Source organism: Pseudocitrobacter vendiensis (assembly GCF_943590815.1).
Classification (GTDB): Bacteria; Pseudomonadota; Gammaproteobacteria; order Enterobacterales; family Enterobacteriaceae; genus Pseudocitrobacter; species Pseudocitrobacter vendiensis.
Map to the genome: position 1 here is coordinate 160,730 of NZ_CALSBS010000009.1, position 15,638 is coordinate 176,367.

Below are 15,638 nucleotides of genomic sequence, written 5' to 3' on the forward strand. Positions count from 1 at the left end.
CCGGATGGCGGCTGCGCCTTATCCGGCCTACACGTTCACATGTCTGTAGTCCGGATAAGGCGCAGCCGCCATCCGGCAATCAATCAGTACAGCAGCGAATACAACTTACGACGATACTTTGACGCCAGCGCATCACCGGTTCCTAACGCGGCCAGGATCTCCTGCAGCATTTTACGCGCCTGTCCGTCAGCCGCACCGAGGTCTTTTTGCAGATGGCTGAACAACAGCTCCAGCGCTTCTTCGTTACGACCTACCTGATGCAACTGTAACGCCAGCTGTGATGCCAGTGCGGCATCTTCCGGGTTCTGCGCAACTTGCTGTTGTAACTGCTGAATTTCCGGCGTATCGGCGGCCTGTTTTAGCAGTTCAATTTTCGCCAGCAGACCCTGATAGCGGGTGTCCTGATCCTGTAATGGCACGGTTTTCAGTACGGCTTCCGCGTCTTCAGAACGGTTCAGCGCGATCTGCGTTTCTGCCAGCAGCAGGCCAATCTGGCTATCCTGATTCGACATGGACCACGCATCTTTCAGCAGCGGCAGCGCGTCAGCATAGTTACCTTCCTGAATCAGTTCCATTGCCTGCTGGGCTTTCAGCTCTTCTTCACGCGGCAGCACTTTATCGAGCAGGGCACGAATGGCTTCTTCCGGCTGCGGGCCCTGGAAACCGTCCACCGGTTGACCATTCTGGAACAGGTAAACCGTTGGGATAGCGCGCAGGCCGAACTGCGAGGCCACCATCTGCTCAGCGTCGCAGTCTACTTTTGCCAGAATAAACTGACCGTTGTACTGCGCGGCCAGGTTTTCCAGAACCGGCGTCAGCTCGTGGCAGTGTTGGCTACGTTCAGACCAGAAGTAGAACAGAATCGGCGTCGTGACGGATTGTTCCAGCGTCTGGTGCAGGTTAGCTTCGGTAATATTGACGATATTCTGTACGGACATGAGCCACTCTCTTTTGTCGATTTGACTATTACATGGGGGCGCGAAGCCCGGCTTCAACTTAGCCGCGTAAAATTTTGTCCATTGCGCAGGCCGGGAGCAGGCGCTTCAGCCAGCCAACGGCGTGGGTAACCAGCGTCACCGGGTAACGCAGTTTGGGTTTGTCGCTGATAAAGGCGTGACGCACTTTTTCCACGACCGCGTCCGGGCCCAGGGTAAACCGCGCGGCAATGCCGGGGTTCTCAACCGGTTTGTCCTGCTCGATTTGATTCACGTTGTCGGTGAAGCGTGTACGAATCGGGCCCGGCTCAATCAGGCTCACTTTTATGCCCGTGGTGTGCAGTTCCATGCGCAGCGCGTCGGACCACGCTTCGAGCGCATATTTGCTGGCCGCATAGGCGCCGCGACCGGGCGTAGCGATAAGCCCCATAACCGATGACGTCATCACGATACGGCCTTCGCCATGCGGGATCATTGCCGGAAGAAGACGCTGAGTCAGTTGATGCGCGCCGAAAAAGTTGGCGGAAAATTGCTGCTCCAGCTGTGCCCGGGTAAGGGTGCTGAGCGGGCCGTAAACGCCAAAGCCAGCGTTGTTGAACAGGCCGAACAGGCGATTGCCGGTCAGGGCGATAACCTCATCGGCGGCACGGTCTACGCTTTTGGGGTCATCAAGGTCCAGTTCAATACCAACAAGCCCCATCCCGTTCATCCGCGCAACATCGGCAGGGTTGCGGCAGGCCGCCAGCACGCGAAATCCCTGGCGTTTTAGCTCAAGCGCGCTTTCCAGACCAATACCGCTTGAACATCCTGTAATTAAAACCGTTTTTTGCATAACTTTACCTGAGAACGCCCCTTTAAATTCAGGAGTCGTGATTAACTAGTGGTGCCAGGCGTGTCGCCATCCAGTCGGCGATAAACGGTTGGGCGTCACGATTGGGGTGAATACCATCATCCTGCATCCACTGCGGTTTGAGATAAACCTCTTCCATAAAGAAGGGCAGCAGTGGGATAGTGAATTCCTGGGCAAGCTGCGGATAAATCGCGCTAAAGGCCTCATTATAACGGCGTCCGTAGTTTGCGGGCAGACGAATTTGCATTAACAACGGCTCGGCGTTGGCTGCTTTAATTTGCTGCAAAATGGTGCGCAGCGTTTGCTCGGTTTGCTGAGGTTGGAAGCCGCGCAGGCCATCATTGCCGCCCAGCTCAACCAGCACCCAGCGCGGCTTATGCTGTTTCAGCAGTGCAGGCAGGCGCGCCAGCCCCTGTGCCGAGGTGTCGCCGCTGATGCTGGCGTTAATCACCTCTGTTTTCGGCTGCCACTTGCTGTTGAGCAGGGCAGGCCAGGCCGTATTGGCGGCCATACGATATCCCGCGCTCAGGCTATCGCCGAGAATCAACAATGTGTCTGCGGCGACGGCGCGGAAGCTTAACAGAATCAAAAACAGGACGGGCAAATGCCAGCGGAAAACGTGCTTGAAGTTCATCATCTTAAGAAATCCGTCGGTCAGGGAGAGCATGAGCTTTCCATCCTTACCGGAGTTAACCTGATTGTCAAACCGGCGCAGACCATTGCCCTGATTGGTGAGTCGGGGTCAGGGAAATCAACGCTGCTGGCGATTCTGGCCGGGCTGGATGACGGCAGCGATGGCGACGTGAAACTGCTAGGGCAATCGCTGTCGTCGCTGGATGAAGAAGCGCGGGCACGTTTACGCGCGCAGCATGTGGGTTTTGTTTTTCAGTCTTTTATGTTGATCCCGACACTCAACGCATTGGAAAACGTTGAACTTCCGGCGCTGCTGCGTGGCGAAAGCGACAGTCAGAGCCGGGGCGGCGCGAAAGCGTTGCTCGAACAGCTTGGCCTTGGCAAGCGTCTGCATCATCTCCCGGCACAGCTTTCGGGCGGTGAACAGCAGCGCGTGGCGCTGGCGCGCGCGTTTAATGGTCGCCCGGATCTCCTCTTCGCCGATGAACCCACCGGAAACCTCGACAGGCAGACGGGCGATAAAATTGCCGACCTGCTTTTCTCTCTCAATCGTGAACATGGTACGACGCTCATTCTGGTGACCCACGATCCGCAACTGGCGGCGCGCTGCGATCGGCGTTTGCGCCTGGTGGACGGTGAATTGCGGGAGGAAGCATGATTGCACGCTGGTTCTGGCGGGAGTGGCGCTCGCCGTCGCTACTGATTGTCTGGCTGGCGTTAAGCCTGGCCGTGGCCTGTGTGCTGGCGCTCGGCAGCATCAGCGACCGCATGGAAAAAGGTTTAAGCCAGCAAAGCCGCGAATATATGGCAGGCGATCGCGCGCTGCGTAGTTCGCGTGAAGTGCCCGCCGCCTGGCTGGACAAGGCGCGGGAAGAGGGCCTGAAGGTTGGCGAGCAGGTCAGTTTCTCAACCATGACCTGGGCGGGAAATACGCCGCAGCTCGCTGACGTCAAAGCTGTAGACAGTGTTTATCCGATGTACGGCACCCTGCAAACCAAACCGGAAGGTATGAAGCCGCAGCCAGGTACTGTACTGCTGGCACCGCGTTTGCTGGCGTTGTTAAACCTGAAGATCGGCGATCAAATTGACGTCGGTGATGCCACGCTGCGCATCGCCGGGGAAATAGTCCAGGAGCCGGATGCCGGCTTTAACCCTTTCCAGATGGCACCGCGCCTGATGATGAACATGGCTGATGTCGAAAAAACCGGGGCAGTGCAGCCTGGCAGCCGTGTGAGCTGGCGCTACAAATTTGGCGGTACGCCAGAACAGTTGGCGAGCTATGAAAAATGGCTGCTTCCACAACTGAAGCCTGAGCATCGTTGGTATGGCCTGGAGCAGGACGAAGGTGCGTTGGGCAAATCGCTCGAACGTTCCCAGCAGTTCCTGTTGCTCTCTGCGCTGTTGACGTTGCTACTGGCGGTGGCGGCCGTCGCGGTGGCGATGGGGCACTACTGCCGCAGCCGTTATGACCTGGTGGCAATCCTCAAAACCCTTGGCGCCGGGCGGGCGCAGCTACGCAAGCTAATCATTGGTCAGTGGCTTTTGCTACTCACGCTGGCGGTCATCACCGGCGGCGCGATGGGGCTGCTGTTCGAACATATCTTGTTGATTCTGCTCAAACCGGTTTTACCGGCAGCACTGCCTTCCGCCAGCCCCTGGCCGTGGTTGTGGGCTATCGGCACGATGGTGGTGATTTCGTTGCTGGTCGGTCTGCGGCCCTATCGTCTGTTATTGGCCACGCAGCCGCTGCGCGTACTGCGGCGCGACGTGGTCGCCAGCGTCTGGCCGCTGACGTTTTATATTCCGGTGATTTGCCTGGTGGTTATCGGCCTGCTTGCCTGGTTGATGGGCGGTAGCCCACTACTGTGGTCTGTGCTGGTCGGGGCGGTGGTGCTGGCGTTGCTGTGTGGCGTGCTGGGCTGGATGCTGCTTAACGTGCTCAGGCGCATAACGCTTAAGGCATTGCCGCTGCGTCTGGCGGTCAATCGTCTGCTGCGCCAGCCGTGGTCGACGCTGAGTCAGCTTGCGGCATTTTCGCTCTCCTTTATGTTACTGGCGCTTTTACTGGTACTTCGCGGCGACCTGCTTGACCGCTGGCAGCAGCAGTTACCGCCGGAAAGCCCTAACTACTTTCTGATTAACATCGCGCCGGAGCAGGTGCAGCCCGTGAAAACGTTCCTTGCGGAGCATCAGGTGATCCCTGAAGCATTTTATCCCATTGTTCGCGCGCGTCTGACGCAGATAAACGGCCAGACCACAGAAGGAAATAAAGATGAATCGCTCAATCGTGAACTGAACCTCACCTGGCAGGAGAAACAACCGGACCATAACCCTATTGTCGCCGGAACCTGGCCGCCGAAAGCGGGGGAAGTATCGATTGAAGAGGGGCTGTCGAAGCGTCTGAATATCAAACTGGGCGATAAAGTAACCTTCACTGGCGATACTCAGGATTTCAGCGCTACGGTCACCAGTTTGCGTAAAGTCGACTGGGAGAGCCTGCGGCCTAACTTCTTCTTTATTTTCCCGAACGAGGCCCTGGAGGGGCAGCCGCAAAGCTGGCTCACCAGTTTCCGCTGGGATCGCGATACGACGCTTTTAACGCAGTTGAACCGCGAGTTCCCAACGATCAGCCTGCTGGATATTGGCGCGATACTGAAACAGGTCGGGCAGGTGCTGGAGCAAGTAAGTCGGGCGCTCGAAGTGATGGTGGTGCTGGTGACCGCCTGCGGTGTGCTGTTGTTGCTGGCACAGGTGCAGGTCGGCATGCGCCAGCGGCATCAGGAACTGGTGGTTTATCGCACCCTCGGGGCCAGCAAGCCACTGTTGCGTACCACGCTGTGGGCGGAGTTCGCCCTGCTGGGGTTGGTCTCCGGGCTGGTGGCGGCCATTGGCGCTGAAACGGCGCTGGCGATGCTGCAAACGCGGGTGTTTGATTTCCCGTGGGAGCCCGACTGGCGCTTGTGGCTGGCGCTACCGCTTTGTGGCGCAGTGCTGCTTTCACTATGTGGCGGCTGGCTGGGGATTCGCCTGTTAAAAGGCAAAGCGTTGTTCCGCCAGTTCAGTAGTTAAGAGATTGCCGGATGCGCTGACGCTTATCCGGCCTACGCGGGGGCTCGGTGAGCGTTAGCGCCACCGGGCAACTGCCGTCGCTTAACGTCCATCCAGCAAAAAATCCGCGCGCTAAATCCCACTTTTCCCCCTTACCCCTATAAGTTCCATGGAATTGTTCAATAAAGGCACAAACTGTATAGAAGCGTCAGTTTAACCGCACAAATCATTAAAAAACGGTAAAGATAAGTTCATTTAGACACGATAGTATTCACTGGCTAAATAAATGGCAGTTAACCTATCCAAGGAACAACCATGTCCATAAAAATAAAAGCGCTGGCATTATCGATCGGCGCAGCAGTGGCACTGACGACTTTCGCTTCTCAAGCGGAAATCACCGTTTTAAAAGCTGACCCGCAGGCTGGCGATCCGCTGAGCCGTCTTAACTTCACCGTTGGCGGGAGTATCCGTCCTCAGTTCCAGAACATGACCGGGGATGATGGCGCGAACGGCTACAAACGTAATGGCTTCGACGGCGGCACCCGTTTCCGTTTCGCAGCAGATTACTACCTGTTCGATGATATTAGCTGGATAAGCTACTACGAACTGGGCGTTAACTTCCCGGCGATGTTCAACTGGGATAACCACTACGCCGATGGCGCAAACGACACCACCCGTCGTATGCTCTACACCGGTCTGAAAAGCGATACCTGGGGTACGCTGACCTTCGGTCAACAGAACAGCATCTACTATGATGTGGTTGGCGCGAAAACCGATATCTGGGACTACGACATGATCGGTCAGGCTCCGGGTAACGGTATCAACGGTGACTATGATGGTTCTTATCGTACCCGTAAATCTCTGAAATATAAGAAAACTGTAGGCGACGTTGATCTCTATGCGTCTTACCTGTTCAGCGATGATCTTAACCCGAACAACGGCCTGAAATACAAACGTCGTGGCGGCGGTTCTCTGGGGGTGGATTACCACATCACTAAAGACCTGACCTGGGGTACATCCTGGAACTACACCCGTGCGGAAATGCGCGGTGAAGATCAGGGCAGCAAAACTTACGATCAGAACATCGTGGGTACCGCATTTAGCTGGAAACCAGACAACTGGACCTTCGCCCTGGGCGGCGGCTGGTACCAGAACTTCATGACCACCAAGAAAATCGACGCGAAAGATTACTTCGCGGGCGACGCGTGGGGTCTGGAATACTTCGCGGGTTACACCTTCCCGATTGGTCAATACGCCGTTAAATCCATCCAGCCGTACTTCATGGGTGACCGTATTGAATACGTGAATGGTCGTAACTACCTGCGTACCGACAACGGTGTCGGTATCAGCTTCCAGCTGGATTACGGTTTCCGTGTTGACTACGAACACGTGTTTACCTCCAGCACCGACAACCTGGGTGATATGAACCTGGTTCGTCTGCGTTACGACTTCTAAGTCGTTTCGAATATCTCAAGCCGGGCACTGCCCGGCTTTTTGCTATTTACAACTAAGCATTGTTATTAAACGCATATCCCCTCTCAACGCCCCTCAAAGACATACTTCGAAATATCATGAAATAATTTCAAGGACAGCAGGTTGTGAACTGTGTCATGTTATGGATTGCCCCTTTTGTGGACATAACAACAGCGCCGCATTGCACGGCGATATGCATGACATCACAACGTTTAAAATGGAGAAGTTATGGGATTGCGTCAGAGTTTACGCGTCGCGACCGGAGCCCTGCTGCTGGCCTGTGGATTACAGTTTGCCCACGCCAACAGTGACCCGCACACCATTGTTTTCGGCGTTGCGCCGGGGCCGTATGGCGACATGGTAAAGCAGGCGATTGCGCCGTCACTGAAAGAGAAAGGGTATAAAGTCGTGGTACGCGAATTTAGCGACTACGTGCAGCCAAATATGGCACTGTCTAACGGTAGCATCGATGCCAACCTGTTTCAGCACTCGCTCTATTTCGATAAATTCACCGCAGATAAAGGTCTCAAGCTGACGAAGCTGATTGTCGTTCCCACTGCCGGGATGGGCTTCTATTCCCGTAAGGTGAAGAGCCTGGATGAGCTGAAGAAGGGCGATATCATCACGCTCTCGAATGACCCGACCAACCTGGCGCGCGGCCTGCGTTTCCTGCAGTCGCTCGACCTTATCACCATCAAACCGAATATCGACCCAACTAAAGCATCTGAGCGCGATATCGCCAGCAACCCGAAAGGGTTGGTGTTCAAACCGCTGGAAGCTGCGCAGTTGCCGCGTACGCTCGATGGCGTTACCGGTGCGCTGGTAAACGGTAACTTTGCTGTGGCGGCGGGCCTCGATCTCACCAGCGCGCTCAAGCAGGAGCATCTGGATGAGAACCTGAAAAATATCATTGCGGTGCGCAGTGAAGATGCGGATAAACCGTTCGCCAAAGATATTGTCGAGGCGGTGAAATCACCGGCTTATCGTGCAGTCATCGACGACCCGAAAAACATTTACAGCGCCTTCCAGAAACCAGAATGGATGTCTGACGCGAAGTAATCGCAGGACGCAACCTGACAGGGCAGACGTGTCTGCCCTTTTCGCATTTCTGAGGTAAGTATGATTGAGATAGAAAAGGTCTGTGTGGATTTTACCACCGGCCACGGGCCGTCCACGCGGGCGGTGAATAACGTCAACCTGCATATTGGCGCGGGCGAAATCTTCGGTATTGTTGGCACCAGCGGGGCGGGGAAAAGTACGCTGCTTCGCACGCTCAACGCCTTAACGCGCCCGAGCGAAGGCCGCGTTAAGGTTAACGGCGTGGAGATCTCCGCGCTTGAAGGCGCAAATCTTCGCAAAGCACGCCAGCGTATGGGTATGATCTTCCAGCATTTTAATCTGATGCACACTCGCACGGTGGCCCAAAACGTCGCCTTCAGCCTGAAAGCGGCTGGCTGGGATCGAGATAAAATTGCGCCGCGCGTGACAGAGATTTTGGCGCTGGTAGGGCTTGCCGATAAAGCGAACCGCTACCCGGTGCAGCTCAGCGGCGGGCAGAAACAGCGCGTGGGGATTGCCCGCGCCATCGCCAATCATCCTGACGTATTGTTGTGTGATGAACCGACTTCGGCGTTAGATCTGGAAACATCTGCCACGATTCTGGCACTGCTGAAAGAGATCAACGCAAAGCTCGGGATCACGATCGTGCTGATCACCCATGAAATGAACGTGATCAAAACCATTTGCGATCGTGTGGCGGTGATGTCCGGCGGCGAAGTGGTGGAATCCGGCGAGGTGTTTGATGTCTTCGCCCATCCACAGCATGCGTTCACCCGGCAACTGGTGTCGCATACTCTGAACCTGACGCTGCCCGAGCGCCTGCGCGAACATTTACCGGGCCAGTTGCTGAAGATTCTGTTCATTGGCGATTCCGCCGAGCAGCCGGTGCTGTCCGAAGTGGCGGTGAAATTTGGCGTGGCGGTAAACATTCTGCACGGCAAAATTGAGTATATCGCCGAGCGGGCGCTGGGGATTCTGGTGGTGCAACTGACCGCCCCGCATAACCCAACGTCCGTTGATGCAGCGGTGGCCTATATTCGGGAAAATACGGCACAGGTGGAGGTGATCCGTGGATGATTTACTGCCGGACTTAACGCTGGCCTTTAATGAAACCTTCCAGATGCTGAGCATTTCGACAGTGCTGGCGATTGTCGGCGGCCTGCCGCTCGGTTTTCTGATTTTTGTCACCGACCGCCATCTCTTCTGGCAAAACCGCTTTGTGTACCTGGTGTCGTCAGTGCTGGTGAACATTATTCGCTCGGTACCGTTTGTGATCCTGCTGGTCCTGCTGTTGCCGCTCACCCAGTTTCTGCTCGGCAACACCATCGGGCCAATTGCGGCATCGGTACCGCTCTCCGTTGCGGCGATTGCGTTCTACGCGCGACTGGTCGATAGCGCCTTGCGCGAAGTGGATAAAGGTATTATCGAAGCCGCTGAAGCGTTTGGCGCAAGCCCGATGCGGATTATTTGTACCGTGCTGTTGCCGGAAGCCAGCGCCGGGCTGCTGCGCGGCCTGACCATTACGCTGGTCAGTTTAATCGGTTACTCGGCAATGGCCGGGATTGTCGGCGGCGGCGGGGTGGGCGACCTGGCGATTCGCTACGGCTATTACCGTTACGAAACCCAGGTGATGGTCGTGACCGTTATCGCGCTGATTGTGCTGGTGCAGGTGGTGCAGATGTTGGGCGACTGGCTGGCGAAGCGGGCGGATAAACGCGAGCGGCGTTGATGCCGGATGGCGCTGCGCTTATCCGGCCTACATTTCGCATCGCTTGTCGGTCGGGTAAGCGCAGCGCCACCCGACACCCACTAATGCCCCAACAACCAATCCTCCACCGCCTCCGATGTGCCGCGAAAGACTATCTTGCTGGCCTTTTTCTCCAGTTGATAGCGGTACATCGGGTCGTAGTATTCATTAAGCAGCGGAACCAGCCAGGCAAAATGCGGTTCGGTTGAACCGCTTTGCTGTTGCTCGACAAGCGCCTGGTCGAGCTTTTGCGTCAGCTCGGCGAAGCGTTGCAGACCAAGTCGACGACGAATGGCGAACAGGCCGTGATGCAGATATTCGCTGTACTCCGCCCAGCCTTTCTCTTCGCCAAAAGCCTCAAGAAACGCCTGATGCATATGCGTAAAATACTCTTCGCGCAGACGCTCCAGGCGCAGCTCAAACGGATCGTCCACCACCGCAATGGGCGATTGCGCCATGCGTTCGCGCATGCACTCCGGCAGATGATTTGCACCAATCATATGGCCCTCATCTTCCAGCACCCAGCGCACGTTTTCCTGCCCGTGACTGCGCTGAAGCAGCGCGCTGGCCAGATGGTTTTCAAAGGTGGCTTGCTGATGCTGAGCGTCCAGCGTGCGGCCAAATGAAGAACCGCGATGATGCGCGAGGCCTTCCAGATCGATACCAAAAGGCTGATTGCGTACCAGCGGAGTTTTACCGTTTCCTGTACAGCCGCCAATCAAAATAATGGGATGCTGAACCAGCGCTTCGGTTACCTGAATCGCTGTCTGGCGTAGCATCTTGTAGCCACCAACAATCAGCGGATAATCGATGCCGCTCTCTTTTAGCCACGCCTGCACGATGTGCGATCGCTGGCCGCCACGCGCGCAGCAAAGGTAACCGTGCGGAAAACGGGCACAGGCTTCTCGCCAGGCGTCGATGCGCTGCTGGCGTGTCTCGCCTGACACTAACTGATGACCCAGCGCTAAAGCCGCGTCGGGTCCCTGGCGTTTGTAACAGGTACCAACAGCAGCACGCTCGTCATCGTTCATCAACGGCAGGTTGATTGCCGCAGGCAGCGAGCCTTGCTGAAACTCAACGGGGGCGCGAACGTCAATGATGGGGGTACCGGCGGTCAAAATGGCCCGGTAATCCGTCCCATTATTCATGGGCAAATCCTTCTGTAAAAATCGGGAGGGAAACTCGGACGGGATTCTACGCTTGTGACGAGAGCCGGGGAAGGGGAGGATCGTTCCCCGGCACGTTAGGCTTAAGCCAGTTTTGACTGCGCCCAGCTAATTCCGCTGGCGTATTCCGGCGGCAGGAGTGGTGTAAGGGCTTCAAGCGTGGCGCTTAAACGCCCGGTATCGCTGTCGTTCAGATTGAGGTGACCCACTTTACGGCCTGGGCGAACCTCTTTATCGTACCAGTGCAGATGCACCAGCGGCAGTTTCAGCCAGTCGTAGTTCAGGTCGCTGCCAATCAGGTTAACCATTACTGATGGGCTGTTGACCACCGGCGGCGGCAGCGGCAAATCGGTAATGGCGCGCAGATGCAGTTCAAACTGGCTGATAGACGCCCCGTTTTGCGTCCAGTGACCGCTGTTATGCACGCGCGGAGCCAGCTCGTTAATCAGCAGTCCGGCAGGGGTAATGAAGCACTCCATCGCCATCACGCCTACGTAGTTCAGCTCGTGCATAATTGCTGACAGCATGCTTTCGGCCTGGTTTTGCTGCTGTGCGTTCGCCTGGGGGAACGCCACGCTCATGCGCAGAATGCCATCCTGATGCAGGTTGTGGGTCAGCGGATAGAACACGGTGCTGCCATCGTGGGCACGCGCGCCAACCAGTGAGACTTCACCGGAGAAATTAATCCCCTGCTCAACAATACATTCGCCGTAACACTCTTGCGGCAATTGTGCGGTTTCATCTGCGCGCAAACGCCACTGACCGCGACCATCGTAACCGCCGGTGCGACGCTTCACGATTGCCAGCTCGCCCAGACGTTCGAAAACGTCAGGCCACTGACTTTGCTCTGCCAGCAGTTGCCACGGCGCGGTAGGCAGGCTGAGTTTGTCGAACAGCTGCTTTTGCGTCAGACGATCGGCAATAATCGGGAATACGTCGCGATTAACGAATGCCGGATGCAGCGCCAGCTCGCGGGTTAACGCGGTTTCCGGCCAGCGTTCAATTTCAGCGGTGATGACGCTTTGCTGAAAGGGCACCGCTTCCGGTGAGGCTTCCAGACCAACGGGCCACACGGCGATGCCCAGCGGCTCGCCAGCCTGACGCAGCATGCGCCCCAGTTGGCCGTTGCCCAGTACGCAAACCTGCTTCATGCGTCACCCCGCGGATCCGGGTTTTCCAGGACTTCATCGGTTTGCGCGCGACGCCATTCCGCCAGGCGTTGATGCAATTCGGCATCGTGCTGGGCAAGAATCTGCGCGGCCAGCAGGGCGGCGTTCGCGGCACCTGCTTTACCAATCGCCAGTGTTCCGACCGGAATACCGCGCGGCATTTGCACGATGGAATAGAGACTATCGACGCCGCTCAGGGCAGCGCTTTGTACTGGCACACCCAGCACCGGTACTAATGTTTTTGCGGCAATCATGCCCGGCAGATGCGCCGCGCCGCCTGCACCCGCGATGATCACCTGATAGCCGTTCTCTTCGGCGCTTTCGGCGAAGCTGAACAGTTTATCGGGCGTGCGGTGGGCGGAAACCACTTCGACATGATGAGGAACATTCAGGATATCAAGAACTTCGGTAGCAAACTGCATGGTAGCCCAGTCGCTTTTGGACCCCATCACGATAGCGATACGTGCCGGATTATTGCGGGAAGACATACGTCTTAAAACTCCTGTGGGTGTGCTGCACACGACGTTGTAGGCCACAGAGAATAGCATGGAAAAGAGGGGAGGAAAACGATTGCGTTGAGTGGCTCAACACACACACTTTAAGCCGGGCATAAGCTCAATACCCGGCTGGTTAGATAATTCAGCGTGTCATTGGGGCGAGGCCGTATAGCTATAGCCTGCGAGTTTTACAGCATCCTCGGTTTCTTCAAAAGTGAACTCTTCTTCAACTGAAGGATATCGACTAAATGAAGAGTGGTACTTTAGTGAGTCCAGTGATGGTTTACCTGATTTAGTAGTAAGTAATATACTTCTTTTATAAAGTTTTGCGCTTCCGCTATTGTAAGTGCCTAAGTCAGATTTGGTTTTTTCTAGCATTTTCGTTAAATCTTCTTCTGATATCTTATCTTTAAATGCAGACGAAGTGGTAGTATATATTTCATGATACTGCGAAGCAGCTAACTGTGTTCTGAACTGTGCTATTACAGCTTTTTCTTCTGCTAATTCCAATGGTTTTTCGTAGGGTGCCTCATAGCGGTATCCTGCTAATTTTATACCATCATCTGTTTCTTCAAAACTGAATACTTCCTCTACTGACGCATATTTGGCGAATGAAGAATGGTAATTCAGGCGAGTAATCGTTGGACCATGCACTTTCACAGTTGTGCTTTTTTTATAAAACTCTCCACTTCCATTTTTATAACTGCCTAAGTGGGATTTAGCTTGTTCCAGGAATGCCGTTAAATCTTTTTCTGATGTTGCATCTTTAAAATATGAAGAGGAGTTAATGTAGATATCATGGTATTGGGCGGCAGCCAGTTGTGTATGGAATTGTGTTATTGCTGCTTTTTCATCAGATGATTCTGATGGCTGGCAAGCCGTAAGTGTAAGCAAAAAGCTGATAATGAATAGTAAGTAGATTGGTTTTTTGTTATTCATGCCAAATCCCTATAGTTAAAATAAAATGTCCCAATTAACACCATCAAAAACAATTGCGCCATTAATGCCGGCGAGTAATAATTTATGCCTGTCCGTGGCTGAAAACTCTCCGCGTTGAATAGCTTCTTCAGGAAGTCCTGATTGTTCAACGCCATCATCGTTGATATAAAAAAGCCCCGCAGAGGAGGTAACCCACACGCGATCGTTAAACCAGAGCATATCATTGAAACGACACCCTGGACTTAGTACCGTAACCGGACGCCATGTGTTACCTTTTCCCTTTACTATCACCCCCATTTCCGCACCAATGTAAACCCAGCCATTATCCGCACAACAGATGGTCAAGAATTCGAGTTCGACATCAGGAATGTCGAACATCTCCCAAGCTGCGCCGTTATAGTGCCAGACGGTGTGATATCGACCAATGGCATACATATCATTTTCTGAAAATCCGTCAATATCGACAAAATCCTGTTGAGTCAATTCATCGATATCTGAATTCTCAGGGAAGGACCGCCCCTTATATTCCCACTGATTTTCTCCGATACGCTTAGCAACATTTCCTCTGGGTCCGCAAACCCAAACCGTATTAAAAAGCGTTTTCGCTTTATACACAGAGAATGTCACAGGGGCGTTGAGCCCCTGCTGAGACAGAAGGTGACTCGGTAACAAGCATTCTGCGATGTTTTTTTCGCGCGCGCCTTTCTCCGCACCTACACAATAAACACTTCCTGTTTCGTCGACATAAACAAAATGTTCATTTGCTAAATTGCTGGATGCGCAATAGAGACGAAACCAGTTTGTGAATTTGCTTCTTTTGATTTGTGAATCTTCGTCTTTTCCCGGGTAAAAGCGGCACGCATATTGGATGGAGCCTTCTTCTTCTATTTCATCTTCATCCCAGTCTCGATCGTCAACGTGTAACGTGAAGGCTACTAAGCCATTCTTCCCAATCGCACAGTCCGTTATTATATTATCTGAAAAATATTTGTCGTAAGTATTATTGGTTATCATGCATACCTCTCAAACACCAGAGTTCATCGCTCGTTCCACTAAAAATCAACGAATACTTCTCGGCCATAATGATAAATATCTTAAAATTTCCATAAATTTAATAATACCTTCCATTCATTACCGTCATAAAGAGCAATCTTTTGAGAACCAGAAATTATCATAATTTTCCCATCAGGCGAAATTTCAATGTTTTTACCATTGTTATGATTTCCTAATCTGTCAAGCTCATCAGGAAGTGGCTTATGTTTAGCTTGAGTTGCGTATATTAGCTTTCCATCCTCAAGTACTTTGATATCCTGATGATTACCGCACCAGAGTCGATTATCAAACCAAACCATATTTTTAAACGGCCAGGTAAGTGTTCCCTGAATAATAATTTTCGCCCATTCATTTTCACGACCTTTCCAAATAGAGCCATCATTGTCGGAAATATAAACAAAACCATCATCTGCACAGCAGACCGTATGGAAGCGTTTATCTGTATTAAACGGAATTTTTAGCCATGATAGCCCATTATAATGATAAACAATACCCATTCCACCGACGGCATACATGTCTGATTCAGAGAACCCTGCCAGATCATAGAATATGCTATTCGTGATACCATCAGCAGAACCTTCGATAAATCCGCTTGGCACCGGTAAGTTATAGGTAACTTCTTGCCACTGTTGATATTTAATTCTTTTATAAATTCTTAGACCTGAACAGATAGCATAAACGCTAGTTCCTACCCTCACTAATCTGGTGATGACTGCTCTTTTATCATTCGTGCCTTTAATTAAATTATCTAATCTATTCTCCGGCCCTTCGTATTCATCGATCTTGTAGCTTGCAATTTTACCTTTGCTTGCGGCTATAACTAATTCTGGTTGGGATGGCAGCCATCCGGAAGAGAGTGTTAGTGATGAATAATGGCCTAATGGAATGGAAAAAATGCGAGATTCTGGAGGGTTATCAATGATAATAGAAAGGAGTTTTTTTTCGGGAGTGTACCAGGGATCATCATACTGTTCGTGATCCTCGTCAACAACTTCAGTGAGCAGAAGACCTATTTTTCCATGCTCATAGCCGTAAGTGACATCATAAATCTCATAACCTTTAAAAAAAC

Annotated in this window: 15 protein-coding genes; 6 read left to right on the top strand and 9 right to left on the bottom strand. The window is 53.3% G+C overall.

Features of this window, described 5'->3' with window-relative positions; all coding sequences use genetic code 11:
• Nucleotides 1–83: 83 nt before the first annotated feature.
• The 3 genes from NMC31_RS12220 to tesA are packed head-to-tail and all read right to left on the bottom strand — an operon-like array spanning nt 84 to nt 2,422.
• Nucleotides 84–938 (bottom strand): co-chaperone YbbN, encoded by an 855-nt coding sequence (locus tag NMC31_RS12220; protein WP_253898077.1) that lies wholly within the window; start codon nt 936–938, stop codon nt 84–86.
• Nucleotides 939–996: 58 nt separating this feature from the next.
• A complete protein-coding gene (locus tag NMC31_RS12225; RefSeq protein ID WP_253898078.1) occupies nt 997–1,767 on the bottom strand; it encodes an SDR family oxidoreductase in 771 nt (256 codons plus the stop codon).
• A gap of 28 nt (nt 1,768–1,795) precedes the next feature.
• Entirely contained in the window at nt 1,796–2,422 is a 627-nt protein-coding gene (gene tesA / locus NMC31_RS12230) for a multifunctional acyl-CoA thioesterase I/protease I/lysophospholipase L1 (protein WP_144052258.1), read from the bottom strand.
• On the opposite strand from tesA, the gene ybbA reads away from it, so the two are divergent.
• From ybbA to NMC31_RS12260, 6 genes are all read left to right on the top strand, one after another.
• Complete coding sequence (gene ybbA, locus NMC31_RS12235) at nt 2,390–3,076, top strand: putative ABC transporter ATP-binding protein YbbA (RefSeq protein WP_149462078.1); 687 nt, start codon at nt 2,390–2,392, stop codon at nt 3,074–3,076. The two genes, tesA and ybbA, sit on opposite strands and share 33 nt — an antisense overlap.
• The gene (gene ybbP, locus NMC31_RS12240) at nt 3,073–5,487 is read left to right on the top strand and encodes a putative ABC transporter permease subunit YbbP (RefSeq protein WP_253898079.1); all 2,415 of its coding nucleotides are present in this window, start codon (nt 3,073–3,075) and stop codon (nt 5,485–5,487) included. Before ybbA ends, ybbP begins: the two co-directional genes overlap by 4 nt.
• Before the next feature lie 294 nt (nt 5,488–5,781).
• On the top strand, nt 5,782–6,921 hold the full coding sequence (locus NMC31_RS12245; RefSeq protein ID WP_253898080.1) for a porin: 1,140 nt from the start codon (nt 5,782–5,784) through the stop codon (nt 6,919–6,921).
• A 246-nt stretch (nt 6,922–7,167) separates the two neighbouring features.
• Nucleotides 7,168–7,998 carry a MetQ/NlpA family ABC transporter substrate-binding protein gene (locus NMC31_RS12250; RefSeq protein WP_253898081.1) on the top strand — a complete coding sequence of 277 codons (831 nt, stop codon included), beginning with the start codon at nt 7,168–7,170 and terminating at the stop codon, nt 7,996–7,998.
• Between the two features lie 60 nt (nt 7,999–8,058).
• Complete coding sequence (sfbB, locus tag NMC31_RS12255; protein WP_253898082.1) at nt 8,059–9,075, top strand: virulence-associated ABC transporter ATP-binding protein SfbB; 1,017 nt, start codon at nt 8,059–8,061, stop codon at nt 9,073–9,075.
• Nucleotides 9,068–9,727, top strand: coding sequence for a methionine ABC transporter permease (locus NMC31_RS12260; protein WP_015965490.1), 660 nt, complete (start codon nt 9,068–9,070; stop codon nt 9,725–9,727). Before sfbB ends, NMC31_RS12260 begins: the two co-directional genes overlap by 8 nt.
• An 80-nt stretch (nt 9,728–9,807) precedes the next feature.
• Here the strand turns inward: NMC31_RS12260 and mnmH are convergent, their stop codons facing one another.
• The 6 genes from mnmH to NMC31_RS12290 form a co-directional block, all read right to left on the bottom strand.
• Entirely contained in the window at nt 9,808–10,893 is a 1,086-nt protein-coding gene (gene mnmH / locus NMC31_RS12265) for a tRNA 2-selenouridine(34) synthase MnmH (RefSeq protein WP_253898083.1), read from the bottom strand.
• A gap of 101 nt (nt 10,894–10,994) precedes the next feature.
• Nucleotides 10,995–12,062, bottom strand: coding sequence for a 5-(carboxyamino)imidazole ribonucleotide synthase (purK, locus tag NMC31_RS12270; protein ID WP_253898084.1), 1,068 nt, complete (start codon nt 12,060–12,062; stop codon nt 10,995–10,997).
• Nucleotides 12,059–12,568 (bottom strand): 5-(carboxyamino)imidazole ribonucleotide mutase, encoded by a 510-nt coding sequence (purE, locus tag NMC31_RS12275; protein WP_015965487.1) that lies wholly within the window; start codon nt 12,566–12,568, stop codon nt 12,059–12,061. Before purE ends, purK begins: the two co-directional genes overlap by 4 nt.
• Before the next feature lie 159 nt (nt 12,569–12,727).
• Nucleotides 12,728–13,516, bottom strand: a complete 789-nt coding sequence (locus NMC31_RS12280) for a DUF4019 domain-containing protein (protein WP_253898085.1) — start codon at nt 13,514–13,516, stop codon at nt 12,728–12,730.
• 15 nt (nt 13,517–13,531) lie between these two features.
• Complete coding sequence (locus NMC31_RS12285; RefSeq protein WP_253898086.1) at nt 13,532–14,530, bottom strand: WD40/YVTN/BNR-like repeat-containing protein; 999 nt, start codon at nt 14,528–14,530, stop codon at nt 13,532–13,534.
• A gap of 80 nt (nt 14,531–14,610) precedes the next feature.
• A partial coding sequence (locus NMC31_RS12290; protein WP_253898087.1) for a hypothetical protein occupies nt 14,611–15,638 on the bottom strand: 1,028 nt, incomplete at its 5' end.